Annotated in this window: 20 protein-coding genes and 10 pseudogenes; 15 read left to right on the forward strand and 15 right to left on the reverse strand. The window is 60.6% G+C overall.

The window, feature by feature from the left end; all coding sequences use genetic code 11:
• Positions 1–216: 216 nt before the first annotated feature.
• Positions 217–893, forward strand: a pseudogene (locus NLN62_RS07940) (sulfotransferase); the annotation flags it as partial.
• Positions 894–965: 72 nt separating this feature from the next.
• Positions 966–1,106: pseudogene (locus NLN62_RS07945) on the forward strand (transposase); the annotation flags it as partial.
• A 120-nt stretch (positions 1,107–1,226) separates the two neighbouring features.
• On the opposite strand, the gene NLN62_RS07950 reads toward NLN62_RS07945, so the two are convergent.
• The 3 genes from NLN62_RS07950 to NLN62_RS07960 all read right to left on the reverse strand — a co-directional run bounded on the left by NLN62_RS07950 (position 1,227) and on the right by NLN62_RS07960 (position 3,562).
• Positions 1,227–2,831 (reverse strand): IS66 family transposase, encoded by a 1,605-nt coding sequence (locus NLN62_RS07950; protein ID WP_254108296.1) that lies wholly within the window; start codon positions 2,829–2,831, stop codon positions 1,227–1,229.
• 72 nt (positions 2,832–2,903) lie between these two features.
• On the reverse strand, positions 2,904–3,257 hold the full coding sequence (tnpB, locus tag NLN62_RS07955) for an IS66 family insertion sequence element accessory protein TnpB (RefSeq protein ID WP_254108297.1): 354 nt from the start codon (positions 3,255–3,257) through the stop codon (positions 2,904–2,906).
• Positions 3,254–3,562, reverse strand: a complete 309-nt coding sequence (locus tag NLN62_RS07960) for a transposase (RefSeq protein ID WP_371932932.1) — start codon at positions 3,560–3,562, stop codon at positions 3,254–3,256. Before NLN62_RS07960 ends, tnpB (NLN62_RS07955) begins: the two co-directional genes overlap by 4 nt.
• Positions 3,563–3,752: 190 nt before the next feature.
• Here NLN62_RS07960 and NLN62_RS07965 point away from each other — a divergent pair.
• Positions 3,753–3,842, forward strand: a pseudogene (locus NLN62_RS07965) (sulfotransferase); the annotation flags it as partial.
• 251 nt (positions 3,843–4,093) lie between these two features.
• Here NLN62_RS07965 and NLN62_RS07970 read toward each other — a convergent pair.
• A complete protein-coding gene (locus tag NLN62_RS07970) occupies positions 4,094–4,666 on the reverse strand; it encodes a Fic family protein (protein WP_254108298.1) in 573 nt (190 codons plus the stop codon).
• A gap of 427 nt (positions 4,667–5,093) precedes the next feature.
• Entirely contained in the window at positions 5,094–5,699 is a 606-nt protein-coding gene (locus NLN62_RS07975) for a hypothetical protein (RefSeq protein ID WP_254108299.1), read from the reverse strand.
• Positions 5,700–5,911: 212 nt separating this feature from the next.
• On the opposite strand from NLN62_RS07975, the gene NLN62_RS07980 reads away from it, so the two are divergent.
• On the forward strand, positions 5,912–6,460 hold the full coding sequence (locus NLN62_RS07980; RefSeq protein WP_254108300.1) for a hypothetical protein: 549 nt from the start codon (positions 5,912–5,914) through the stop codon (positions 6,458–6,460).
• Between the two features lie 492 nt (positions 6,461–6,952).
• Here the strand turns inward: NLN62_RS07980 and NLN62_RS53335 are convergent, their stop codons facing one another.
• The 4 genes from NLN62_RS53335 to NLN62_RS07995 form a co-directional block, all read right to left on the reverse strand.
• Positions 6,953–7,240 carry a VOC family protein gene (locus NLN62_RS53335; RefSeq protein WP_371932933.1) on the reverse strand — a complete coding sequence of 96 codons (288 nt, stop codon included), beginning with the start codon at positions 7,238–7,240 and terminating at the stop codon, positions 6,953–6,955.
• 645 nt (positions 7,241–7,885) lie between these two features.
• Positions 7,886–8,047, reverse strand: coding sequence for a hypothetical protein (locus NLN62_RS07985; protein ID WP_254108301.1), 162 nt, complete (start codon positions 8,045–8,047; stop codon positions 7,886–7,888).
• A 282-nt stretch (positions 8,048–8,329) separates the two neighbouring features.
• Positions 8,330–9,736 (reverse strand): ISNCY family transposase, encoded by a 1,407-nt coding sequence (locus NLN62_RS07990; protein WP_254108288.1) that lies wholly within the window; start codon positions 9,734–9,736, stop codon positions 8,330–8,332.
• Position 9,737: 1 nt separating this feature from the next.
• Complete coding sequence (locus NLN62_RS07995) at positions 9,738–10,094, reverse strand: DUF6788 family protein (RefSeq protein WP_371933107.1); 357 nt, start codon at positions 10,092–10,094, stop codon at positions 9,738–9,740.
• 108 nt (positions 10,095–10,202) lie between these two features.
• On the opposite strand from NLN62_RS07995, the gene NLN62_RS08000 reads away from it, so the two are divergent.
• Positions 10,203–10,787, forward strand: coding sequence for a hypothetical protein (locus NLN62_RS08000; RefSeq protein ID WP_254108302.1), 585 nt, complete (start codon positions 10,203–10,205; stop codon positions 10,785–10,787).
• Positions 10,788–11,105: 318 nt separating this feature from the next.
• Here the strand turns inward: NLN62_RS08000 and NLN62_RS08005 are convergent, their stop codons facing one another.
• Together NLN62_RS08005 and NLN62_RS08010 are read right to left on the reverse strand one after the other, a co-directional pair.
• Positions 11,106–11,540 carry a type II toxin-antitoxin system VapC family toxin gene (locus NLN62_RS08005; protein ID WP_254108303.1) on the reverse strand — a complete coding sequence of 145 codons (435 nt, stop codon included), beginning with the start codon at positions 11,538–11,540 and terminating at the stop codon, positions 11,106–11,108.
• A complete protein-coding gene (locus tag NLN62_RS08010) occupies positions 11,537–11,839 on the reverse strand; it encodes a hypothetical protein (RefSeq protein ID WP_027527863.1) in 303 nt (100 codons plus the stop codon). The genes NLN62_RS08005 and NLN62_RS08010 overlap by 4 nt, the downstream gene beginning before the upstream one ends.
• A gap of 526 nt (positions 11,840–12,365) precedes the next feature.
• Between NLN62_RS08010 and NLN62_RS08015 the strand changes: the two are divergent.
• The 3 genes and pseudogenes from NLN62_RS08015 (at position 12,366) to NLN62_RS08025 (ending at position 14,452) form a co-directional block, all read left to right on the forward strand.
• Positions 12,366–13,309: pseudogene (locus tag NLN62_RS08015) on the forward strand (recombinase family protein).
• Between the two features lie 29 nt (positions 13,310–13,338).
• Positions 13,339–14,130 carry a hypothetical protein gene (locus NLN62_RS08020; RefSeq protein ID WP_254108304.1) on the forward strand — a complete coding sequence of 264 codons (792 nt, stop codon included), beginning with the start codon at positions 13,339–13,341 and terminating at the stop codon, positions 14,128–14,130.
• A gap of 73 nt (positions 14,131–14,203) precedes the next feature.
• The gene (locus NLN62_RS08025; RefSeq protein ID WP_254108305.1) at positions 14,204–14,452 is read left to right on the forward strand and encodes a virulence-associated E family protein; all 249 of its coding nucleotides are present in this window, start codon (positions 14,204–14,206) and stop codon (positions 14,450–14,452) included.
• Between the two features lie 402 nt (positions 14,453–14,854).
• Here NLN62_RS08025 and NLN62_RS08030 read toward each other — a convergent pair whose 3' ends face one another.
• Positions 14,855–15,037 (reverse strand): hypothetical protein, encoded by a 183-nt coding sequence (locus tag NLN62_RS08030; protein WP_156944890.1) that lies wholly within the window; start codon positions 15,035–15,037, stop codon positions 14,855–14,857.
• Positions 15,038–15,484: 447 nt separating this feature from the next.
• Positions 15,485–16,234, reverse strand: a pseudogene (locus NLN62_RS08035) (transposase); the annotation flags it as partial.
• Between the two features lie 111 nt (positions 16,235–16,345).
• Between NLN62_RS08035 and NLN62_RS08040 the strand changes: the two are divergent.
• A pseudogene (locus NLN62_RS08040) lies at positions 16,346–17,607 on the forward strand (IS256 family transposase).
• Between the two features lie 93 nt (positions 17,608–17,700).
• On the opposite strand, the gene NLN62_RS08045 reads toward NLN62_RS08040, so the two are convergent.
• On the reverse strand, positions 17,701–18,387 hold the full coding sequence (locus NLN62_RS08045; RefSeq protein WP_254108307.1) for a transposase: 687 nt from the start codon (positions 18,385–18,387) through the stop codon (positions 17,701–17,703).
• A 91-nt stretch (positions 18,388–18,478) separates the two neighbouring features.
• On the opposite strand from NLN62_RS08045, the pseudogene NLN62_RS08050 reads away from it, so the two are divergent.
• The 6 genes and pseudogenes from NLN62_RS08050 to NLN62_RS08075 form a co-directional block, all read left to right on the forward strand.
• A pseudogene (locus NLN62_RS08050) lies at positions 18,479–19,051 on the forward strand (helix-turn-helix domain-containing protein); the annotation flags it as partial.
• A gap of 81 nt (positions 19,052–19,132) precedes the next feature.
• Positions 19,133–19,579 (forward strand): transposase, encoded by a 447-nt coding sequence (locus tag NLN62_RS08055; protein WP_254108308.1) that lies wholly within the window; start codon positions 19,133–19,135, stop codon positions 19,577–19,579.
• On the forward strand, positions 19,560–19,913 hold the full coding sequence (gene tnpB / locus NLN62_RS08060; RefSeq protein WP_254108309.1) for an IS66 family insertion sequence element accessory protein TnpB: 354 nt from the start codon (positions 19,560–19,562) through the stop codon (positions 19,911–19,913). The genes NLN62_RS08055 and tnpB (NLN62_RS08060) overlap by 20 nt, the downstream gene beginning before the upstream one ends.
• Positions 19,914–20,013: 100 nt before the next feature.
• A complete protein-coding gene (locus tag NLN62_RS08065) occupies positions 20,014–21,612 on the forward strand; it encodes an IS66 family transposase (protein WP_371932934.1) in 1,599 nt (532 codons plus the stop codon).
• A 113-nt stretch (positions 21,613–21,725) separates the two neighbouring features.
• Positions 21,726–22,124, forward strand: a pseudogene (locus tag NLN62_RS08070) (integrase core domain-containing protein); the annotation flags it as partial.
• An 18-nt stretch (positions 22,125–22,142) separates the two neighbouring features.
• Positions 22,143–22,227, forward strand: a pseudogene (locus tag NLN62_RS08075) (transposase); the annotation flags it as partial.
• Between the two features lie 164 nt (positions 22,228–22,391).
• On the opposite strand, the pseudogene NLN62_RS08080 reads toward NLN62_RS08075, so the two are convergent.
• A pseudogene (locus NLN62_RS08080) lies at positions 22,392–23,159 on the reverse strand (reverse transcriptase domain-containing protein); the annotation flags it as partial.
• Positions 23,160–23,818 lie beyond the last annotated feature (659 nt).

Below are 23,818 nucleotides of genomic sequence, written 5' to 3' on the forward strand. Positions count from 1 at the left end.
TTTTGTGTCATCAGCCCCTATGCCGCAAACCATCCAAGGCTACTCAACAAATGATTGCAGAAAGCTATGAGATCGCCAAATCACACCATGAGTCATCCGGACGTCTCCAGATGCGAGCCCGCTACCGCGAAACGCAGGGACCATGAGCCTGCTAACGTTACCGTCGTTGATGCGATCTCGAGTTGTCGCAAGCAATATTATCTAAGGAAGATATAAATGACCCGCCCTACATCGCCGCCCGAGCCATTTGTAATCCTGGCAATGCCGAGGACCGGCACCCATTATCTTGAAGAGTTACTGAATGAGCATCCGAACGTGTTGAGCAACGGTGAGCTGCTCAATACATTTGATACGAATTGGCACGATAAGGATCGTTCGTTGCGGAGCGATCGCGAGCTTCTCGAGCTTGCGTATCTGCGCTATCCGACGCGAAGCGATAAGCCTAAGCTGACGCATGTTGGTTGCAAGATCAACGAACCGCAGTTTCACGATCGTTCCGGTGTTTTTGCCGAGCTGGTTCGTTGGCCACGCCTCAAGGTCATCCTCGTGCTTCGGAGAAACACTATGGAATCGCTTCGATCGCTGGTGCAAGCAAGGCAGAGTGGCCAATGGCTGAAGTTCAGTTCTGACGGCGAGGCGGCACCGCGGCCGCGCGTTACAGTGTCAATCGCCGACTGCGAGGCCTATTTCAAGGCCGCCGACGATTTCCATGCCCGAGTTGCTCAGTCCTTCGCGTCGACCGGCATGCTCGTGATCGAGTATGAAAGGCTACTTCACCAACCAAGCGCCTGCCTGGCAACGGTTTGGGCGTTCCCGGGGGTCCCAGCGCTTCAGTGTCTGGTAGCGCCATGCTTCAGCGCCAAGACACGCGACCGCTAGACCGTAAGCGGCGTGTCTCCCGCACCTTGTTGCTGTTGAGCAGATCGGCAATATGCGTTCCGTCTTGACGAGGGCGGTGTGCATAGATGATCGGGCGTGTTGTCGACGCATCTCAGCGACGGGTCCGGCGACGCTGGAGCGACGAGGTTAAGGGACGCATCGTTGCGGAATCCTTTGTGCCGGGCGCGATCGTCTCGGACGTCGCGCGGCGCTACGGTCTGTCGCCACAGCATTTGTCGACCTGGCGCAGGGCGGTGCGCGACGGGTTGTTGAAGTTGTCGGAACACACGGAGCCGGTGGCGAGGAGGAGGCCTGCTGGAGCGGTCGCGATCCAGGAAGCGAGTTCATCAAGCGGCGAGGCTGTTAGTTTGCTCGGCGCGCCACGCCCAGGGCATGAGTTCGTCCAGACGCGAGGACGGCCAGAGGTTGACGAGTCTGGTGAGGACGTCGGTCAGATAGGCCTGCGGCTCGACACCGCAGAGCTTGCAGGTCTCGATCAGCGAAGCGATGCAGGCCCAGTTCTCCGCGCCCTCATCATGCCCCGCGAACAGCGCATTCTTGCGATTAAGGACAAGAGGACGGATGCTTCGCTCGACAATATTTGTGTCGAGCTCGATGCGACCGTCGTCGAGGAAGCGCGTCAGGCCAACCCAGTGGTTCAAGGCGTAACGGATGTGCTCGGCGATTGTCGCTTTGCCCGAGACGCGGGTGAGTTGCTGCTCGAACCAGGCCTTGAGCGCCGCTGCCTGCGGCTTGCTGCGCTCCTGGCGGACGGCACGGCGCTCATCGGCGCTGCGGCCCGTGATCGTCTTCTCGATGGCATAGAGAGCGGCGATACGCTCGAGCGCTTCACTCGCGATCGGGGCAGGACCGTCCTGGACAACGTCGAAGAAGCGCCGCCGCAGATGAGCCCAGCAGAAGGCGAGCGTGATCGCCGCGTCAGGCGCGGTGTTGGCAATGGTCTTGTAGACGGTATAGCCGTCGCATTGCACGATGCCGCGATAACCGTCGAGCAGCTTGAGCGCGTGGACGGCTCCGCGACCAGGTGCATAAGTGTAGGCCACTGCCGGCGGGTCAGCTCCGCCCCACGGCCGATCGTCGCGCGCGATTGCCCAGAAGAAACCCTTCTTGGTGCGGCCGCGGCCGGGGTCGAGCACCGGCGCTGTGGTCTCGTCCGCCGCGATCTTGCCCGCGGTCAGAATGGTCTCGCGCAGCCTGAGCCAGAGCGGACGAAGCTCCGCGGCCGCATAGCCGACCCAGAACGCCAGAACCGAGCGCTTGATGTCGATACCCTGCGCCAGCAGCATCTGAGCCTGCCGATACAGTGGCAGGTGCCAGGCATATTTGGCGACCAGCACATGGGCGACCATCGCCTCGGTCGGCAAGCCGCCCTTGATCAGCCGCTCTGGTGCCGGCGCCTGGACCACGCCATCCGTGCAGGCCCGGCAGGCATATTTGGGACGATGGGTGACGATCACGCGGAACTGCGCCGGGACGACGTCGAGCCGCCGTGAGGTCTCCTCACCGATCACATGCAGAGGCGCGCGACAGCACGGACAGCAGGTCACCTCCGGGGCAATCGTGACGTCGATATGCGGCAGATGGGCCGGAAGCGCACCACGGCTGCCCCGGCGCCGTTCAGCACGCTGGCGTGCGCCTGCCGTGTCCTTCCGGTCCTGAGCCGCCTCGTCGCTGGCAATGGCCTGCTCGATGTCCTCGATCGCCAGCTGCAACTGCTCAGGATCGAGCTTCTCCGAGCGGCGACCGAACTGCGCGCGTTGCAGCTGGCGCAAGAGATGCTGAAGGCGATCCATTTGCGACAGCGCCTGGTCGCGTTCGACGATCGCCGCGTCGCACTTTGCGATCGCCGCGTCGCGCTCCGCGCGTGCCGCCGCAACCAGCGCCTGCAGCGCCTCGATATCGGTCGGAAGTTGATCCGTGGTCTCGCTCACGCCCGGCACTCAAGCTGATTCGCGGGCCGTTGTGGAATATTGCAGCCGACGTGATTCAATTGGTCACAGGGTTTATGACGTTGCGCTCGGCTGAGCAATGTCGCGGGTATGCAGGCGCGACCAGTCCAGGCCGTCCATCAGCGCAGCGAGCTGTGAGGCAGACAAGCGCATCACGCCATCGCTGATCGGCGGCCAGCGGAACGCACTATGCTCCAGCCGCTTCCACAGCAGCACAAGCCCGGACCCGTCCCAGGCAAAAATCTTCAAACGGTCTGCTCGCTTTGAACGGAAGACAAAAATCGTTCCCGCGAATGGATCATCGTGGAGTTGCTCGCGCACCAGCGCGGCGAGACCGTCAGCACCTTTACGGAAGTCGACCGGCCGCGTCGCGATCATGATCTTCACGCCCGCCGAAGCCGCGATCATGCGGTCGCCCTCACGGCCCGCAGCACATCGCGCAGCCAGGCCGGATCGACCCCCGCCGCGGCCCGAACCACCGCATCACCAATCTCGATGCTGATCGTTATCGCGTTCCGCGTTGCCGCTTCCACGCACATCCCAGCGGGACGCAGCTCCGACACCACCGGAACGAAGAGTGGCGCATCCTCCGCCGGCAAGCTCAGCAGACCGGCGCGCGCGGCCTTGCGCCAAGCGAACAAATGTTGCGGTGAGAGGTCGTGCCGGCGCGCCACCTCCGACACGACTGCGCCCGGCGCATACGACTCCGCCACGATCCGTCCCTTGACCGCGTCGCTCCACCGCCGCCGACGCCCCGCTCCGACTTGGATATCCACCCGGCCCCGGGGCTCCGAAGCGTCGACCATATCGTCAACCATATATGCGAGCCTTAACTGTATATGACGGCTCGCATGTTGCCGATCAGCTCACGCCGAACAAGGTGCGGAAGGCACGCCGCTTACGCTAGACCAAACCGTACAGAACTTTCATGAGCTGCGGCGGCACTTCGCAGACGGACCTTACGAACGATTCTTTGAGGTTGGTGAGGCCTGATTCGCGGTCAGTAACGGCGAACGTCGGCGTAATTTAATTTACTTGGGTAGAACGGCCTTGACTGAGGCCAATACGGCCCTTCCGGACGGCGGCGAGCTCGCAACTAGCCAAGCCATTGGGGGCAGCTGGTTCGACAGCATACGTGTCAGGCTGCGGACCGGGGTGGGTGTTCCAGCGGCCTGCTATACATCGCCACTACAACAAGTTCCCTCGGCCCGCGCAGGTCATTGATTTTGTCGAGATGAAATCGCTTATCCGGCCGAAAACACGAGTTTGGCGTCGAACTCGGGCGCCGCTTCTCGAAGCGCAGCCTCCATGCCTTGAACTGTCTCTCGTACGACATCCTCAATCTGAGTTTGCCGAGCCCCTAAGAACACGGCCGGGGTGCGGCTAGCTGGTCCAATCGGCGGTGACGGCGGTAGTCCGTGCCGCAAAAGCACCCAGTCCATTGCCAAGCGAGCGGTTCGTCCGTTGCCATCCTCAAAGGGATGCAGACTGGCCAGCCGCTGATGGACCTGAGCCGCGAACTCCACCACGGCCATGGGATCACTGGATGCCAAGTCGCGCTCGTTGCCTGCGGCCCAATCGGCGAAAGCGGCCATTTCTTTGGAAAGTGTTTGAGGTGGCGGATATCTTTTGGCAGTCCAAGTATTCCCGTCTGCAGCCTGCACAACCACCTTTCGCAGAACGCCGAGGCGCGTAGCCTCATCCGCATTTCCCAGCAATATACGATTTAGTCTAAAATGCCTTCTAAAATGCCTTCTTTCGTGAATGGGGAATTCTTCTCCGCCCACTCCTGCACTGTGGCTGCAGCATGCTGCCATGAAGAGGCCATTTCATGATTCTCCACCAATGTTGTGGAAGCGGAACACCGAAGCTTGTCTATGCGGAAGCCCGCATCGGCGGATAACTCGCTTCCGACCTGACTCCACCTGCGTTTTATTTCCTCACATGTTCTAGACAAAGACAAGCGCTCCGGATGCCCTAACGCCGGAGACCGGAATACCCGGGACATGAGTGCCAGCTGTGTCCCTGTAACGTAGACCGCCAAATTTCCAAGGTTCATGTCGGGAAGATTGCTCAATTCACTATTTGATGCCAAATCTAGCGTCGAAAGATTTTGAAGATTTCCCAGTGTGCTGGGTAGCAGTCGCAGCTTGCAGCCTGCCAAGCTAAGTTTCTCAAGCGCTTCGCAGTCGCCTATTTCATCCGGCAATCCACGCAATGGGTTGAATGATAGTGAAAGCGTGGTTACATCCCAATACTACGAGGCAGCTCGACAATTGAGCAATTGTCCGCAATGAGCTCCGTCAAACGCGTGCACTGGGAAATTTCGTTGGGCAACTGGGTGAGCGCGGCGTTCTCCGAAATATCCAAGCGGCGCAGGCGACGAATCCGATTGAGCCCAGGGGGCAGCTGCGACAAATTCAGGCCACTTAAATCTACGTCCGTCCCACCTTCGTCAAAACAGCGCAGGATGTGATCCATGGCCGCTTGCCTTTGCTCGCGTGATTGCGACGCACTTGCTTCATCTGACGTCGATGGAGCACAACACAGTTTGCTGAGAAAGAATGATGAGTTGTCTTTCGTGGGTGCTCGATTGCACCACGCTTGAAGTTCCGAGCGCAATGCGCCGGACGATTCCGCTTGATCCGTCTGCCGGCCAGAACTGGCTCGCGACATACTTGAGTGTACGTCGTCCTGAGCGCCCCCTGGATGTTGCATCGCTTGATCATCACCTAGCTCCATGCCTGCAATCGTTTCTGCAAAGCGAAGGCCATCTTCTGAGTCTCTCGATTCATCCACCTCGCTAGTGCTTATAGACTGCTCGGATGAGGCAACGATTCGACCGTACATCAGATTCCTTCCCTATCGGCAGATTGCACGTTGTCGAGCGAGTGCCGCTCAATCCTGATATACAGATTAGCTGACCTTAACCTGACGCACAGGCGCCAAGCATGTGTCCGCGCTTCCACGAGACGGCTTGGTTATCGCACTGATTCAAGCGCGCGCTTCACAAGCTCTGAGTGGTGATCAGCGAGGGGCACGACTGCTGGGGACGACACCATTTGACTATTGCTCAGCCAGCAGATCAGTCAAAGGGAGGCTGGACCGCCAACGGAAATCCCGGCGAACGCGATCTTGCGGTACACAAGGATGGCATAACGCTGACCGTCATGGAGGCGGTGGTCTGCGGTCGGCCGATCAGGCAGGAGTCGATGCAAAAGCAGCTGACCAGCCACTTTCAAAAGCTGTTCGCCTATGACCATTGCATGGTCTTTTTTCACCTGACCTACGCCTACATCAAAGATGTGGAGGAAGTGATCGAATATTTGAAGGAAATGGCGGAAAAGGCGGCTCCTCCTGCATTCAAGCATAAGTATCGCGAGGACATCAAGCGGTCGGACTCGCGGCCGAGGCTTTGTCGCCGAATACGAGCCTCCGCATGCGCCAGTCAAGGTCGTATTCCTTGTTCTAGACATGCAGCAGGAAGCGCGGCGCGAGGCTGCGAAGCTGACGGCTGCCACCAAGTCTGGTTGAGAAACTGGGTTTCCTCCGTTGAGGAGGTGGTGAGCTTTCAATTACCACAATTTTGGGTCCGATCGTCCATACTGTAACAAGTGAGCCCATCCCTGGGCGCCCCCGTGACCACCAACTGAATCGCTTCGATACACGTCCACCGCATTCAACAAAACCTGGGGATTGATCCTATCGAAGAACCGGTCGGTCTGCCAGACGCTAGCGAGACAGCCGACGGAAACAGACTGGAGACTTCGTTCAGGAAGTTCATTACTGATTTTTGCGACCTGACATTCATCCTGGAGTCTTGGAGAAGCGTGGAAGGATAAAGTCACACCGGTGCCCGACATGACTCGTCGAGGTGTACCCGGCTTATTGCTCAATATTTTCCAGACTGCTCAAGTTGGTCGAAAAGCTGCTGGACATTCGATTCGAGAAAGCCAGTCCCTCCGTCTCGGTGAATGATTTCGAAGCTAAGCCCCGTTTCAATGGACCGACTTGAGAAGGCCTGCGTCAGTCCAGGGCCTCGAATCACACTCGTATCGACTTTCAAGCCACGAGATTCTAGAGCCTCTACAGCAGCATCGACGTCAAGAGCGATATGAGCAACTCCAACGCCGTGATGGCGCACGAGCTCCGAGACCTGAGACGTCGGGCTCAGTGCCCTGGCACAGAACAAGCCTGATTCCTCGGGTCTCGAGCTCGGCGGATAGCATGCCGGTCGCTCGACCCTTGATGTGAAACCGGCGCTTCAATTCAAAACCCAGCACGTCCCGAAAGAACTCAATGGAGGCTTCAAGGTCGAGCACAGCCGCAATATGATCGATCCCGCGAAATTGTGACAGCGAACTCGTTATTGTTCGGTTGCCATCTATCACCGCCCCTGCTTGACCTTACCATCGGTAGTTTTCGGCATAACATCCTCATTCTCACTCACAGATTCGAAGAGCGAAGCGACCTCGTCGCGCACAACGCTGCCTACATTCCATCCGGACTTGGCGGGCGTCGCTGCCGCCCTCCAGAATCCGCAGCAACCAACGGCTCTGCGCCGCGTCCCTAGCAATCAGTGTGCCGTCTGCCGTTGGAACGTGTTCCCGCAACCACGATCTCGGTGGGCGACCGCACGACCAGGGCACCAAACGATCTTGCGGCGGCCATCAATATGGATCTTGCCAGTTTGCCATCTCCGGCCAGGAACGCAGGGCGTACTGACGATGTCGCCATCGATTAACGGGCCGTAGGGGTCACTGAAGGATGTGCGGCCATAGCCACTACCGCCGTGCACGCCGATATAGCCTCCGGTCCAGCTCCACAGTGCTGGCGGGACTTTCATCGCCGGCTCCAGATCTGCCGAATAAGTGACACCGCATCCCACGAGTGCAACTCGTTGCGGCACCCCAGAAAAGGAATCGAGATCTCATATCACCTCTCGAACACACGACGCTCGCGCCATCTGCAACGCAGCTCGAACGGCCGTCGTTGTGGCGTTGCTCCCACTCTGCTTGTGGTGTGCAGGATCTAGACTAGAACAGAGTGACGAAGTCGCGGCGTGTTACCTTTGCAAGACGCCGCTCGATTCCGAGCGCGCGCGTGACCGGGTCGTAGGACTCATCAACGAGCTTTCGATCCAAATCAAACAATCCGAGCGTTTGCAGGACATCAGAGCAGAACGTCTCAAGCTTCATCAAGCTCAGCTAAGCTCGCTGCAGAGTACTTGGCGCCTGAAATCGAAGGAGCTTGCGGACCTAAGCGCCGTACCGACATCGAAGGCCCGTGAAGAGATACGCGGGCTCCAGCGCAAGCTCGGTTACATAGATAAGTCTATCGAAGACATCGAAAGACAGGTCAGACTAGCTACTTTCCGGCGCAAAATTGATGTTTTGGAGAGAGTGGCCGAGGGCGTCCGGCAACGCAAAAGTCGCCGGAGGTGACCGGCGGAGTGTTGCAGAGTCAGATGGCGAGGCTGTCTATGGGGCGGTCCGCTTTTCCATTGCACGGCCGATATTGACGATGTTGTCGGCGACGACACCGAGGCCGACCCAACGCTTCATGCCGGCCTCGCCTTTGTAGCGGCAACGGTTAAGCCCATGTCGCCGCTTGGCTACGCTGATGCGGCCCTCGCATCCGGTCCGCCATTTTTGGCCGTTACGGAACCAGCGCTTTTTCTGCTCGCACCTGCGTTCAATGCTCTTGGTTGAGCGGTTGGGGATGCAGACGCGTCTGACGCCTTTCGCTTTCGCGGCTGCCTCATTCTTTGCGGAGTAAAAGGCGGCGTCTGCCGCCACGAGGCGTGGCGCACGTCCGAGCATCGTTTGATGCGTTTCGATGGCTGCAATCAGCAGCTCCGAATCGTGCGGTCGCTGAGCGTAGACTTCATAGTCGATCACGATCTGGTTTTCGGCCTCCTGTAGTTTCACCATCTTGCCGAACTCGTTGGGCTTGCCCGCTTTGCCCTTGCGAATGACTTCTGTCGATGGCTCGAACAGGCTGAGGATCTTGCCTTCAGAGCGCGTATCACCACGGAAGATGCGCGCTCTGGTCTGCTTCATCACCTGCTTGATGAGCGGCACCATCGCATCGAGTTCCTGACGCAGGCCCTCCAGCATCAGCTGCTTGCGGGCGCTCGAGGCGCGCTTCACTCGTTCGGCGATCTCCTTGGAGAACCGCTTCGCCTGTCCCACCACCCGGCTGGTCGAACTGAGCAGTTTGCCATACGCCCGCGTGAGCTTCTCCCGGCTCTGCTTGGCTTTGGAGCGCGCCGCGCGCGCGATGTCCAGCACCCGCAGCCTCACGGTCCGGCTACGGTCGGACAGCGCGGCTCCGACCTCGCCAGCGATCGTTGTGATCTTCTTCATGGTGCGGATCAGCACCCGAACACCGTCTCCCAACAAGCTCGAGTCGGTCGGATAGTGGATGTTGGTCTCCACCACCGTTGTATCCACGCGCATTCTGCGCCCTTCCGTCACCCCCTTGTCTCGTGCGAGCTTTACCAGCCTTTCGTGAATCTGTTTGACCACGTCCGGCCCCACCGCCACGCCCCAGCGCCCCATGGTCTTGGCATCGGGCGTCTTGGCGGCGCCGACGCGGGTGAAGTCCCGGTACACCAGATTGGCGCGCACTTCGCGCTCCAGCACGCCATAGCTCCAGTTACGGATGTGCTTGAGAATCAACAAGCGGAGCACCACTTCGGCTGGAGCGCCCGGTCGGCCGCGGCTGCGACTCTTGGGATGCCGCTTCGCCAACGCTTCGTACACGGCAGCTACGATTTGTTCGTCCGCCAGCACTTGGTCGGCGTGTGTCATCCAGTCTTCACGAAGATCGCTCACTTCCTCAGTGATCAGTCCGTCGCCGAAGCTCAGCTGCGCCCGCCGCATCTTAATCACAGCTCTTGCCCCCGCGTGCTCGGCGCTTTGTCGCGGCTCTCTCCGGACGCAGCAAATCGTGATTGAGCTCGCAGATCGTCTCGATCGCCTCCTTCAGCTTCTGATAATTGTCGAGCCAGCGGCGAACCTCGGGAACCCGTTCGCGGCGCACACTGATTTGCCGGGTTCGTCCACCGGCGTAGCTCACCGTCAGCACGAAGACCTGGTGCCCTTCGCCGCGCGCGCATTTCGGGCAATCTTTGGTATGTCGGACAGTACGCTCCAGCAGCGAGCCACGCAGAATCTCGCCGGTGACCGGCAATTTGCCGGCCAGCTTCTGGCGGGCCCGGAGAGCTTGCGCGCGTTTCATCCGCAAGAATGAATCAGCGGCAGCGACCAACGTCAACTGCAATTCCGTCCGACCTTGCAGTTTTCAGCCCACCGGCCGATTCTATTCAAAGGCTAACCAGACCAAATTTTGCGCCGGAAAGTAGCTAACAAGATTGGTGACCTATCCGAAAAGAAGGCAAAGCTGGATGAAGAAATTCAGGCGCTTGGAGCTCGCATCAGTGCGTTGCAGCTAGGCCAGACCGATCGCCTGCGGACTGCGAAGGCAAGCATTGCGAAGAACATAGTCAAGATCCTCCGTGGAGATTTGAAGCGCCAAGATTCTTTCGGTGACCCCAAACGTGTCGAGTTCTCTTTCGCCAAGAACTCCATCACGGTGGATGATCACACCTACTTCTCGGCCAGCTCTCGCGTGGTCTTAAAGACAGCCTTCCTTATGGGTTTCCTAAGCGCGGCTCTTGCTGATCCGATGTTCCGCCACCCCCGCTTTCTGATGATCGACATTACGGAGGACAAGGGAATGGAGCAGGAACGCAGCCATAACTTTCAGAGGCAAGTCATTGAGATTTCCGCGACAGCCCCCGTCGACCACCAGATCATTCTCGCTACAGCTATGCCGTGGCAGAACATTGCCCCCAGCCTGTTCGTCGGAAAGTTTTCTACCCTCCAACAAGGAACGCTAAATTTTCTTGCACGGAACGAAGCGGAGCACTGAAGCCGGTGCGAGGAGCATTAGCGGCGAAAGCACAGCCTCTTGAGATCACCGGCTAAACTTGAGAGAAGACCTAGCGCGCTTGCCTTCATTGAAGGTTATTCGGAAACGAACCTTGAGCCGCAGCTCTGGAGGAAGTAGCGAAGGCGTTTGCTCTTGGAGCCACCGTGCGCCGCCTATTTGAGATCGTCGATGTTGACCTTCAGCTCGGAGACAAAGAAGTCGGCGAGGCCGGCGCCGGAAAAACCAGCACGAAGCCGGGACCTCGGACAAAGTCGACGAGGCCGTCAGTGAGGCGCAGGTCGATGGACCGGATGCAGCTCACGACGCGCCGCCGCGCATCGGATTTATGATCCGAGTTCCGGCGAAATCCCTCTCGTTATCCGTTACGACAGTGCATTCGTTAGCCGCCGCGACGGCTGCGATGATCATGTCGAGCCCGCTACGCGGCTGTCCGGCGACTTTGCCCTCCGCCATCAGGCGCGCCCAGATAAGCCCGGCCTTCTCGTCGAATGGCACAATGCGGCCCGCGAACAAGGCCTGAGGCCCCTCCGGACCGGAGAACCATGCATCGAGAGCGTCCCGCTTCTTCCCGCGTGGCTTTTCAAGGATGCCGCGCCGGATCTCCGCGACCGTCAGTGATGCGATGAACAGATCCTCATCGCGCTGTGCGGCCATCCAAGCCAGTAGCGACTCTGACGGCTGCGGCTTGACGACGTTACTGATGATGTTGGTGTCGAGAAGATAGCGCGTCACAGGTCGACCTTGCGCCCTTCTTCGCGCGGGCGCGTCAGGTCGAGATCGGCGCCGACGAGTGGCGAGCGGCGCAATGCGTTCAAGATGCCACCGGGCTTGGGGGGCTCGCCAGAAACGGCCTGTTGAACCGTGCGCCGGAGATTACCAGCTTCCGGCCCTTCCTCGCTCAGCTTGCGCGCAAGCACTCTGATGAGGTCGCGGTCGGTCTCAAGGGCCTGGAGTTCGAACCGCACAATGCCACGCTTCGTCAGCCGGGATCGGTAATTTTCGATCGCTCTTTTCTGTGCGCTCTTGCTCACTGACCGCCTCCATAGTATATCTGGATATATAGCCGAATCTTCGGCTCGCTGCAAGACCGCGACTCTCCTGTGACGTTGAGAGCAGCAGAGACAATAAGAGGGCGGAGCTGTGTCCGGAGTCGCGATCAAGTCATCACGAAAATATTTCTTGTGCGCCCCACTTTGCGACATCCCGATCTGCTACGCCTCTCATCTCGGATCGGCGCGGGACTACGATGCAACGTATTGATATTACAAGATCTTTCCTCTTGCCTTGGGAGCGCATTTCGTCATCTTTGTCAGGATGCGGAGCAATCCGCGCAATGGCAAGGACGTGGCGGTGGCCCGAGCGAGAGGAACGACCGCCGAAAAGCTTCGCGTGGTCGCCGATGCGGCGCCCGGAGCCACGGTTGCGTTGGTCGCGTCCAAACCTGATTCTCGCCTTATCAATCTGGTGCGGTTGCTCGCGCGGCAAGCCGCGCAGGATTTCGTCCAAGCTGAAGCGAACAGCCGGAAGCGTGACCGTCTCCCGGATTAAGGAGGCGTCATGAAGATCGCACTTTACGCCCGCTACTCGTCCGACAATCAGCGCGACGCCTCGATCGAGGATCAGTTGCGGCTCTGCCGTCTCCACGCCGAGAAGCAAGGTTGGGCGGTGGTCGACAGCTACACGGACCGGGCGACCTCCGGTGCATCGCTGCTTCGCCCCGGTATCCAGGAACTGATCAGCGACGCCATGCGCGGAAAGTTTGCGGTGGTGCTTGCCGAGGCGATGGACCGCCTCAGCCGCGATCAGGAGGACATGGCCGGGCTCTTTAAGCGCATGGCCTTCGCTGGCGTACGGATCGTCACCCTCTCGGAGGGAGACGTCACTCATCTCCACGTCGGACTGAAGGGCTCGATGAACGCCTTGTTCCTGAAGGACCTGGCCGACAAGACTCGGCGAGGCTTGCGCGGCCGCGTCGCGGACGGCAAGTCAGGCGGCGGGCTGTGCTTTGGTTATGACGTCGTCAAGCAATTCGCGGCTAATAGCGAGCCGATCCGAGGTGACCGCACCATCAACGAGGCCGAAGCGGCTGTTGTCCGCCGCATCTTCGCAGACTACCTCGCCGGCAAGTCCTCGCGCACGATCGCTTTCGAGCTGAACCGCGAAGTGTGCCTGGACCGCAAGGCGCTGAATGGGGGCCATCGACCGTTCAGGGAAACCCAAAGCGCGGCGTTGGCATCCTCAACAACGAGCTCTATGTGGGCCGCCTCGTGTGGAATCGGCTCCGCTATCTCAAAGATCCTGACACCGGAAATCGCGTTTCTCGGCTGAACCCCGAATCCGAATGGGTGATCCAAGAAGTTCCCGAGCTGCGCATTGTCGATCAGGAAACGTGGGATGCGGTCAAGGCGCGTCAGCAGACACTCGCCTACGAGCCGTCAGCGCCTGGCGAGAACAAGCTTAACGATCGCCGCCGGCCCAGATACCTCTTCGCCGGCTTGTGAGGTGCGGATGCTGCGGCGGCGGGTACACGATGATTTCGAAGGACCTGCTCGGCTGCGCAACGGCGCGCAACAAGGGAACGTGCAATAACCGCTTGAACATCCGGCGCGACGCGTCGGAGGCGTCCGTACTCAGCGGTCTCCGCACGCATCTCATGGAACCCGAGCTGTTCAAGGAATTTTGCCAAGAGTTTACCCGGGAGGTGAATCGGCTGAGGATCGAGCGCGGAGCCGATATTGAGGCGCAAAGGCGCGAACTCGAGCGCACTGACCGCGAGCTGGATAAGGCGATTCAAGCCATCCTTGAGGGTGTGCCGGGAGCGAAGTTGAAGGACAAGATTGGCGCCCTGGAAGCACGCAAGGCCGAGTTGGTCGACCTGCTCGCGAGCGCGGAGGAGCCGCCGCCCCTCCTTCACCCAAATATGGCGGAGATCTACCGTCAACGCGTGGCCGCCCTGTACGAGAGCCTGCAAGGTGAAGGCGGAAGAGCCGAAGCAGCGGAGGTTTTGCGCGCGTTGGTCGACCAGGTAACGCTCCTCCCCGATGGCGAAGAGCTGGCGATCGTATTGCGCGGGGACCTAGCCGCGATCCTGCGCTTTGCGGCGGGCAAGAAAAACCACGACTTCCTTTCGGAGGTCGGGGCTTTGGATGGCTTGCTATCGCAAGCATCGGTGGTTGCGGGGAGGCGCAACATCCGATTGCTGCGAAATGGGTCCAGAACGCGTACGGCTATGGCGCGACAAACAGGATCGCCGCGCCGCATACGGCGCCCTTCCGGCGCGCCGGCGGTTGGCGGGGCTGGCAGCCCGGTTTCTTGCAATTGATTGAGCGGGAAATCCCGAAGATCGCCTCAGCGCGCTCGAAAAGGGCGACGAGACGCCGATCTTCGCCGAGGTGTTGGATATTGCCGACCTCTACAAGCGGCCGGTCAGTTTCTTCTATCTGACGGTGCTTGAGGGACACGAGGGCCTTAACAAGTTGAGCGCGCTTCGCCTCCTGTACGGGGACGAATATTTCACCGACACGTCAATCCTCGGCTTGGCGCCGATCAGCCCCGACCAATTGCAACGCGCGCTCGACGATGCCACCCAAGACCTGTGGGAGGCCTATCGGGCAGCGGCTCGCTATCGAGATCGGCGACGATGATGTTTTGGCTGAGCGTGTCATCAAATCGGCCGAGCCAGACCGGCTCTTTGCGGCCCAGATGGACGCGCTACGGCGAGCGCGGCGGACGGTTCGGCAGCTCTACCCCGACCTCGTGCGGGGTTGACCGGCCGCCATCGCGCATCAGCTCGAAATGCTGGAGGCCGATGCACAGCCGACCAGCGACTCAGCGGCTCTTGCTCGTCCGACGGGATGGCTTCGCTAGGGGCTAGCCCTTCGATGGCTTCGCTGCGGCCCGGCGCTCAGCTTCACCGAGCATCAACAATTCCAGCCAATTCGCCTGGCCCAGCTCCGGGAGGCTCAGCGCCATGTCTGATCTGCGCCTTAGCGACGAAGCGCGCCGGCTCCTCGATCTCAAAGAAGAGGCCCTGCGCCTCGCCCGGATCATACACGAGCAGGTCGAGTCTCTTCCTGATCGAGGCCGAAGACCTGACCGAACAAAAAGCCACAGCCCGGCGGCGTGCGGCGCTCATCCAAGACGAGATGCGCCGGATCAAAGACGAGGTCGGTGAGAGCGAGGCAGCCGCGTGGCGCAAGCACCGCGAGACGCAACGCTTCGGCCGGCACGCAAGCGCGTGAGGCTCTTTGCCTTGCTGATTTTCGCCCGCTCGATAAGCGGCGCTCGCGCTACAACGCCAGCGGTTCGACCGTCCTGCAATTCGAGAGGCCGTGCCGCCACAACGGTGGAAAATCGGCACGCGGTGCGTCGCCGTGGAGCATACACCGCGTGCCGCCGAAGCTCGTGCCAGTGCGCGGGCGACCAGCTTGCCGATACTGGTCGCCTCTTCCACGAGCATCAGTATATCGCGTATGCCGCATCCGCCTGACGAGAAGCTGACGGGGCGGCCACTTTCATCTGTCTGGTCCGGAGGCAGAGACTGGGCAAGAACGTCTCGCAAAGCCTGACAGGATCGAAGTCGGGGCAGCCAGAGCAGTCCGTGCCGGGCAACTTCTGCTTCTACGAGTCTATGGCAGTCGCGTTCTCTTGATATGGAATCACGCCGGCCCTCGCGATTACTTGGCCAGGCTTGCGATGAACCCCTGAATGCCGAATATGTTGAGTACCCGGGTGAAGTTATAGCTCAGCACCATCAGGCTGCACTCTCCGCGCACCTTGTCAAAGCCACGCAGCAAGAAATGTCGGTATCCAGCGCGGCACTTAAGTGTGCCGAAGGGGTGCTCGACCACGGCGGAACGGCGTCGCATCATTGCGCCGGCATCGCGCATCCGGGCCAGATGTCGCTCGACAACGTTCTCATGCTCCCAGCGGTAAACGATCCGCAGCTTCGCCTTTTCCGTCAGGCAGGCCGCGCGCAAAGAGCAGGAGCCACAAGCAGCAACGCGGGCCGCATAACGGATCTGTAATTTGCCGGCAGCATCCTGTTTGCGACCATTGATCGGCTTGAGCCGTGCTCCTGCCGGACAGTGGTAGACATCGGTATCGGCGTCATAGTGGAAATCACCACGACCAAAACGTCCCTGTGCAGCGAGGCGCTGATTCCGTTCCGCTGGCGGGACATAGGCAGTGACCGCATCCGCTTCGCAGGCCTTCAACGTCTCACCGTTGTAGTATCCGGCATCAGCCACTGCCGTCAGTGTTGCTACCCCAAGGGCCGCCTTGGCCGCCGCTGCCATCGCATATAATTGGGCACTGTCATTGCCGTCATTGACCACCTCGCTGGCGACGATCAGCTTGTGTTTTTCGTCGACAGCGAGCTGTACATTATATCCGGCAACTGTGTGGCCTCCCTTCGTCAAGAGGCGAGCGTCGGCGTCGGTCCCGTCGCGGGGTTGGTGGAATTGAAGGTGGCGTAGTCTCCGAGGTGATCAACCTCGAATCATCCGGCGTTGGAGCGCCGGACCGGAGACCACGCCATGAGCAGCAATATCACGAAGACGCATTCGCCGCAGTGTGGAGACGAGACGGCTCCCCAGCTTTTCGACGATTGGTTCGATCCGATCGAAACTGCGGTGCGGGAACGAGCGCGGGAATTCATTGAAGAATTGATCCGCAGCGAGCTCGATGTGGCCCTTGCGCGCCCGCGCTACGAACGCAGCAAGATGGCCGGCCGCGAGGGAACGGCCGGCATTACGGGGCATCGGCATGGCAGCCGGCCGCGGTCGCTGACCGGCAGCTTCGGGCCGATTGAGATCGCGGTCCCGCGCGCGCGGCTCAACACGGCCGACGGCAAGACCACCGAGTGGAAGAGCCAATCGCTGCGGGCCTACCAGCGCCGCACGCTGGCCGCTGACGCGCTGATCGCCAGCTGCTACCTGGCCGGCACCAACACGCGCCGTGTGCGCCGGGCGCTCAGCGCTCTGTTCGCTGGCGCAGTCGGCAAGGACACGGTGAGCCGGGTGTGGCGCAAGGTGAAGAGCGACTGGGACGCCTGGAATGCCCGCTGGCCGCGGAGCCGATCGTGCGATTGATTCTCGACGGCACCGTGGTGCGGGTGCGGCTCGACCGCAAGGCGACCGCCATCTCGCTGCTGGTCATCATCGGTGTGCGTGCGGACGGTCAGAAAGTGTTGCTCGCGATCAAGAGTATGGGTGGCGAGAGCACCGAAGCCTGGCGTGCCGTGCTCGACGATCTTATCCGGCGTGGGCTGCGGCGGCCCGAGTTCCTCATCGTCGACGGCGCGCCAGGGCTTGAGGCTGCGATCGCCGCGGTATGGGACGGCGTGCCAGTGCAGCGCTGCACGGTCCACAAGCACCGCAACCTGTTGGCGCATGCGCCCGAGCGCCTGCATGAGGAGATCACCGCCGACTACAACGACATGATCTACGGGGCGACTCGCGAGGAGATCGAGGCGCGGCGCAAGGCCTTCATCCGCAAATGGCGGCTCAAGCATCGTGCGGTGGCCGACAGCCTGCAGGAAGCCGGCGACCGGCTCTTCACCTTCACGCGACTGCCGCCGAGTCAATGGAAGAGCGCGCGCACCACGAATGCAATCGAGCGGCAGCACGAAGAGTTCAAGCGACGGATCAAGACGCAGACCGTGTTGCCATCAGCGGACACCGCGGCAATGTTGTTCTGGGCTTTGCTCGCTTCCGGCCAGATCAACATGCGCAAGGTCGACGGCTGGAAGACGCTGGCCACCAAACCCATCGATCAGCCAATTGACCTCGCCGCGTAATCAGATAGCTTCACAATGTCGGAGATTGCCCACTCCGGATTCCAACCACATCCCGGACGGCACCCGTCGGCGTCTGTGCGCGACAACTGTAGCTCACCGTTCTCCTCCAGACGATCGATCCGCCTTAGTGCGGGTTCGTCTCGCCATCAGTGCCGCCAGCTTTTCGGGTGTCGGTAGTTCTCGTATGTCTTTGCAATCGATCGACGAGGGCATCTGCGCGGCCTCAGCCGCATCGTTCGCCTCTAGTGCGTTTGCATAGGCTTCTATGTCGCATTCGAGCGCCCTGAGGCGCTCCGCCAGCTTCCTCTGCGTGGTGATGCACGCTTTGCTAGCATCGCCACGAAAGAAGGCGCTATCGATGGCCACGAGTTCACCGCCAAGCAGATCGAGCGCGCGCGCCAGAAAGACGAAGTCTCTGTTCGCGGCCTTCAACGCCGCCCCGTTCTCCTTACGGAAATTGGCTATGGTTCGATAGCCCGGAACGAGCCCGCGCAATAGCCAGATCAGTTCCAGATTGCGCCCGGCCTCTCGCTCGAGGCGACGCGAGGAGCGGATCTGATTGATATAGCCGTAGAGATAGAGCTTCAGCAGATCTGCCGGATCACATGGCGACTGTCCCGCTCCGCTCTGGCGCCCAGCGTGTCGAAAACCAAGTGCAACCAGATCAAGGTTGGCAACGTAGGCGTCGATTGCCCGCCGGGTTAGTCGCGTCGACGTAGCCCTCGATACGCGGTGGCAGGAGGCTGGTCTGCTCGCGGCATGAACCGCGTTTGAAAGCACGAATCGTCATGCGAAGAATCGTACGCCATCGCGCGCCGAGGATTCTTGCCCAGTCTCGGTAGTGCTGTCCATCAAATCCACAGGCCCCCCGATGTTTCGCGTGAAGATGCGCCTTGGCTGGATCAGGCTTTACGAGGCAACGGGCGATGCCGGTCTCGTCTGTCGACGCCGCGGCATTTCGCGTTCGACGTTGCGCAAATGGTTGCGCCGTTTCCAGGAAGCCGGCGAGGCTGGGCTGGTCGAGCGCAGCCGCCGGCCACTGCGCCAGGCGAAGCAGAAGGTCTTCGAGTCCGAGGAGTCGTTGATCCTGTCGCTGCGGCGTGAGCGCAAGCTCGGGATCAAGCAATTGCGCAACGAACTGATCCGCTGCCACGACGTTGCGCTCTCGCTCGACACGCTGCATCGCGCGTTGTGTCGCCACGGTGAGCAAGTACTGAAGCGTCCGCGCCGCAAGATGAAGGGCACAAAGCGCTACACGCGGCCAGTTCCTGGCGACCGGGTGCAGATGGACGTCTGCAAGATCGCGCCGGGCGTTTACCAGTATACGGCGATTGACGATTGCTCCCGCTACAAGGTGCTGGGCGTTTATCGCCGACGCACAGCGGCCAACACGCTGGACTTCCTGGAGCGCCTCATTGAGGAGACGCCGTTTCCGATTCAGCGTAAGCGCTTTTTTCTACGCACCTGTGCAATTGAGAGCCCGGATGGGATGAGGTGTCCACCATGAACAAGGTGGACACCATCGATGATCACTCCAGAAGCCCCTTTTAAGCTTGAGACGCTCGGCGTGTTGCGGAATGGCCGTCGTCGCTATGACCCAGCCAGCAAACAGCGGCTGGTCGAGGCCTGTCTGCAGCCTGGCGTGTCGCTGGCGGGGCTGGCGTTGCAACACGGCGTGAACGCGAACCTGCTGCGCAAGTGGGTGGCCAAGCGACAACTTCAGAACGGGAATGGCCAGCCGGAGGCGCGGGCGGCGATTGCGCCGGCGTTTATTCCGGTGAGCGCGCCGTCGCGGTCGCCAACCCGATCTGCCGGCGCGATCGCCCTTTGCGCTACGGAGCGATCCTCTGCTGGGCGGCTGACGGCATCGATGCCGAACGGCGTGACGCTTTCGCTGGAAGGCGGCGACGCGCAGTTGCTGTCGGTGGTGATTGAAGCGCTGGGGCGTTGCGATGTTCCGGCTGGCGTCTGATCTTCGAGTCTACCTTCACCGCGCGCCGATTGACTTCCGGGCGGGGATCAACAGCCTGGCGATCGTGGTCGAGCAGTCGATGGGGCAGGATCCGTTCCAGCGCGCGGTGTTCGCGTTCTGCAATCGCCGCCGCGACCGGGTCAAGCTGCTGATTTATGATCGGTCGGGATTTTGGATGCTGTTGAAGCGGCTGGAGGCGGACCGATTCCATTGGCCCCGAAGCCAGGAGGCGGTGCTGACGCTGACGACGGAGGAACTGCACTGGCTGCTTGACGGCATCGACATCGCGGCGGTGCGGCGCCATCCGGTGCGGCAATATCACAGCGTGGGCTGACCGTGTTCGATGCGGGCGGCGTCATCACCGCTATCGGGTGACGCCGCCAACCGCATGGAACCCGGTTGACGCGGCGGCATGACTTCGATTCAAGACTACGATGAGTCGCAAGCCCACGACGCACGAGATGGAAGCCCTGATCGCGGCGCACGCGGCCGAGATCGCGGCGCTGAAGGCCGAGAACGAGAAACTCGCGCAACGTGTCCTGCATCTTGAGGAGCAGTTGCGCCTGGAGCGCTTGCACCGCTACGCGCCGAAGAGCGAAAAGCTCAAGGAGCGCATCTTCAACGAAGCCGAGCAGGCCGCCGCTGAAAGCCGGGACGACGGCGATGTCGAGGCGGTCGCCGTGCCGGACATGGGATTGCCGGAGGCTCCAAAGCCGGCGCCGAAGACACGCGGCCGCAAGCCGCTGCCTGACGATCTGCCGCGCCAGCGCGTCGAACATGATCTGGGTGAGGATCAAAAGGACTGTCCGTGCTGCCGCAATCGGATGCATCGGATGGGCGAGACCGTCACCGAGCAGTTGCACGTCGAGGTAAAGGCGTCGGTGCTGCAACATGTGCGGTTCAAATATGCGTGCCGTCACTGCGAGCGCACCGCGCTGAACACCCCGATCGTGACCGCGCCGATGCCGGCGCAGCCGTTGCCGGGCAGCGTCGCCACGCCATCGACGCTGGCGCTCGTGCTCGCCAACAAATACGTCGACGGCACGCCGCTGTATCGTGTGGCGGACGCGCTGGGGCGGGCCGAGATCAGCATCAGCCGCGGGACGCTGGGCAACTGGGTGATCCGGGCGAGCGAATTGCATCTGCATCGGGTCTATGACGCGCTACAGCAAAAGCTCAGGGCGCAGCCCCTGGTCCACGGTGACGAAACCTGGGTGCAGGTTCTGAAAGAGGAGGGCCGGGACGCGCAGGCCAAATCCTTCATGTGGGCCTACCGCAGCGGCCAGGACTGCGCGCAGCCGGTCGTGCTGTTCGATTACCAGCCCGGTCGCGGTCAGGAGTATCCGCAGGCGTTCCTGGCCGGCTATCGCGGCTTGTTGATGAGCGATGGCTATGACGCCTGGCGCACGCTGACAGGCGCGACCCATCTCGGCTGTATGGCGCATGCCCGCAGGAAATTTACCGACGCGCTCAAGGCCAGGAAGACGCCCGGCGGTTCACCATTGCAGGCGCTCAAGTTCTTCGAGGCGTTGTATGAGGTCGAGAGAGTGGCGCGCCAGACGCCGCCCGACGGCGAAACGCGCGCCGCATACACCGTGCGGCTGCGCCAGCAGCATAGCCTGCCGGTATTGGCCGCCTTCAAGACGTGGCTCGACGACCAGGCGCCGAAGGTCCTGCCCGAAAGCTTGACCGGCAAGGCGATCGCCTATGCGCGCAACCAATGGGACTATCTGACCCGCTACACCAGTGACGGTCTTGCGCCAATCGACAACAATGTTCTGGAGCGCGACATCAGGCCGTTTTGCACCGGAAGAAAAAGTTGGCTGTTCAGCGATACCGTTGCCGGCGCCAAGGCAAGCGCCGTGATCTACAGTTTGGTGCTGACATGCCGGGCATGCGACGTCGATCCCTATGCATGGTTACGTCACGCGCTCACTGAACTGCCTCAGCGTGCGCCCGACGCCGACATCGAAGATCTGTTGCCGTTCAACTGCACCGGTCAAACACACCTGCCAGCTGAGAACAGCGGCTGACGTTCGAACGCTCAGGTCAACCAAGCCGTTCCGATGATCCCGCTGGGGCCCGGCGTCACACCACGCCGCGGCCACCCGCGCGCGCAGCCTGTGCAGTAAAATGCGCGCTTACGATTCAGCGCATCCAGACCGATCGCGGCCGCGAGTTCTTTGCCGAGGCTGTGCAGCAAACGCTGATGGACTGGGCGATAAAGTTCCGTCCCATAAGACCGCGCTCACCGCATCGGAAGGGCAAAGTCGAACGGACTCAAAGGGCAGACCTCGAAGAGTTCTGGTCAACGGTCGACCCGAAGGCCGCCGACATCGAGGATCGGATTGCCGAATGGCAACATCATTGGAATTGGGGCCGCCCGCATACCGCCCTCGGCGGTGGCACGCCTATCGATCGCGTCTGCGACCTGTCGAACGTCACCCCGTTCACAGACCAGGTGGAATCCCGCTTCGACCCTACAAAAGAGCGGATCAGAATCCCGGAGTATCGCTTTGATCAGGCGTTCGCTGCGCTGAAATGATGTGACCAGACCCTACAAATGACGCTGGACGCCGGGGAGTTCATTCGGCGTTTCCTCATCCATGTCCTGCCCGAAGGCTTCAAACGTATTCGCTACTATGGTTTTTTGGGTAACCGCTACCGCAAGCAAAAGCTCGCTCGCTGCCGTGAACTGCTCGGAATAATATCCGCCGATGCTCATTCGGAGCCGGAAGAGCCATCCGATTGCTCCGAGAAGGATTTGCTCGTACCCTCCGCTCCGATTGTTGTCCTTGCAGTAGACGATCCGGGTTTTCTCCGGGTGGAGTTCCAGACCGCACTCGGCAAGGCGATTACGGATCGCTCCCAGTACGGCTTTGGCCTCCTCCTCACTCCTGCAATGGACGATCGCATCATCAGCGAATCTTTCGAAGCGCAGGTGTGAGAAGGTCCGTTGCATCCATGCATCGAAACAATAATGCATGAAGAGATTGGAGAGTACGGGCGAGACGACAGGACCCTGAGGGGTTCCTCGTGTTCGCTCGTCGCGGGTCCCGTCTTTCCGCTCCACGGTGGCTTGCAGCCACCGTCTGACGTAGAGACGAACCCAGCCCAATTCCACATGGTGGGCTACAGCTTTTTCCATCAGGTCCCATGGAATCGTATCGAAGAACGACTTGATGTCCAAGTCTATGACCCAATCGAATTTCCAGCCGCGCTCGCGCGCCTTCCCCACCGCATCGAGCGCAGAGCGTCCGGGCCGATAGCCGTAAGAGTCGGGGTGGAAGACTGGCTCCACTTCCTTTTCTATGACCATCTTTGCGACCGTCTGGGCCACTCGGTCTCCGACGGCGGGAATGCCGAGTTTCCTGACACTCTTGCCATCGGATTTGGGGATTTCCACGAGACGAACAGGCGGTGGAAAATACGTCCCCGACGACATGCGATTCCAGACCTTGTAGAGATTCCTCTTCAGGTCCTTCGAACGCCGCGACGGAGACGCCATCCACGCCCGCGGCCCCTTGGTTTGCTTTGACCTGTTTCCAAGCCTGCCAAACAAGGTGCTTGGAGATATCATACGGCTTTGCCTCGGACATCAGTTCATCCCCATTGCGGGTTGGCTGTTGTCGTTGGCCAGATGATCGGGTCCCTTCGCTCCACCTGCATTACCAGGCTTCATCACTACTGCGAACCCGTCCGCCCCTGCGCCGTGCATCGGTACTCTCCCCTCAGCGGTGCTGCCGCTTTCAGGTTCTCCCTTGGCATCACGACCCAGGTTCCCACGTTCCGTGTAAGAGCCTGCCATCAGGATCGCGCCGCCTCTACACCGGTCGTCACCCATCCAGTAACCAGGCTCCCGATAGGCTTGCTCCCAAGGAAGGGTTGAACCCTTGGTTTCGACAACGTCTGTACTGGTTTTCGATGCTTCATCGGCGGTTCGCTTCCGCTCGCCTTCCTGAGGCTTACCTGACGGGCTTGCGCCCGCCTTTTCCAACAACGCTCACCACCTCGACCGTTGTGTCGAAGCAGCTTGTGGTGGTTTGGACTCTGATCCTGCAATCCGAGCCCGAGGGGCCTACCCTCATCTCTTGCACAGCAAGGCTGCTTGAAAGCTTTAGGTCAATTGATCTACCTCCTTCTTCGCGCCGTCGTCGCGCACCAACCCTGACCAGCTCCGACGGCGCGAGCGCTACCACCTTGCCGTTGGCAAGTTCAGAAATGGAAGCTTGACAACAA

This window comes from Bradyrhizobium sp. CCGUVB23, assembly GCF_024199885.1.
In the GTDB taxonomy this organism is placed as follows: Bacteria; Pseudomonadota; Alphaproteobacteria; order Rhizobiales; family Xanthobacteraceae; genus Bradyrhizobium.

Bases quoted from the DNA above. Each gene is read 5' to 3' on its own strand.
- tnpB (WP_254108297.1), bottom strand. From the start codon at position 3,257: ATGATCGCGGCTTCGGCGGGCGTGAAGATCATGATCGCGACGCGGCCG.
- NLN62_RS07970 (WP_254108298.1), bottom strand. From the start codon at position 4,666: ATGGCAGCATGCTGCAGCCACAGTGCAGGAGTGGGCGGAGAAGAATTC.
- NLN62_RS07975 (WP_254108299.1), bottom strand. From the start codon at position 5,699: ATGTACGGTCGAATCGTTGCCTCATCCGAGCAGTCTATAAGCACTAGC.
- NLN62_RS07985 (WP_254108301.1), bottom strand. From the start codon at position 8,047: ATGAAGCTTGAGACGTTCTGCTCTGATGTCCTGCAAACGCTCGGATTG.
- NLN62_RS07990 (WP_254108288.1), bottom strand. From the start codon at position 9,736: ATGCGGCGGGCGCAGCTGAGCTTCGGCGACGGACTGATCACTGAGGAA.
- NLN62_RS07995 (WP_371933107.1), bottom strand. From the start codon at position 10,094: ATGAAACGCGCGCAAGCTCTCCGGGCCCGCCAGAAGCTGGCCGGCAAA.
- NLN62_RS08020 (WP_254108304.1), top strand. From the start codon at position 13,339: ATGATTTCGAAGGACCTGCTCGGCTGCGCAACGGCGCGCAACAAGGGA.
- NLN62_RS08055 (WP_254108308.1), top strand. From the start codon at position 19,133: ATGATCACTCCAGAAGCCCCTTTTAAGCTTGAGACGCTCGGCGTGTTG.
- tnpB (WP_254108309.1), top strand. From the start codon at position 19,560: ATGTTCCGGCTGGCGTCTGATCTTCGAGTCTACCTTCACCGCGCGCCG.
- NLN62_RS08065 (WP_371932934.1), top strand. From the start codon at position 20,014: ATGAGTCGCAAGCCCACGACGCACGAGATGGAAGCCCTGATCGCGGCG.